Source organism: Streptomyces sp. NRRL S-495, from assembly GCF_000966955.1.
In the GTDB taxonomy this organism is placed as follows: Bacteria; Actinomycetota; Actinomycetes; order Streptomycetales; family Streptomycetaceae; genus Kitasatospora; species Kitasatospora purpeofusca.
This window is the reverse complement of sequence record NZ_JZWY01000905.1, coordinates 1-429: the sequence shown is the minus strand read 5'-3', so window position 1 is coordinate 429 and position 429 is coordinate 1. Positions and strand designations below refer to the sequence as shown.

At 78.1% G+C, this 429-nt stretch carries 1 protein-coding gene; it reads left to right on the top strand.

The annotated features are described in order from the left end of the window. Positions 1-429, top strand: a 429-nt coding sequence (locus VR45_RS35990; RefSeq protein ID WP_045944133.1) for an AMP-binding protein, incomplete at both ends; no start/stop codon positions are given.

Sequence of the window (429 nt, the reverse complement as noted above, 5' to 3'; positions counted from 1 at the left end):
TGGTCGCCGAGCGCGGCGCGGCCGCCGACGGCGAGCAGCTGTCCCGGCTGCTGACCGCCTCCGGGGCGAGCGTCGTCCAGGCCACCCCGTCCACCTGGCGGATGCTGCTGGACGCGGGCTGGCCGGGCGCGCCCGGGCTGAAGGCGCTGGCGGGCGGCGAGGCGCTGCCCGCCGAACTGGCCCGGCGGCTGCGGGCCGGCGGGGTGGAGCTGTGGAACATGTACGGGCCCACCGAGACCACCATCTGGTCGGCGGTGGCCGAGGTCGGGGACGGGCCGATCGCGATCGGCGCGCCGATCGCCAACACCGAACTGCACGTGCTCGACGAGCAGGGCCGGCTGACACCGCCCGGCGTGCCCGGCGAGCTGTACATCGGCGGGGCCGGCCTGGCCCGGGGCTACCTCGGCCGGCCGGAGCTGACCGCCGAGC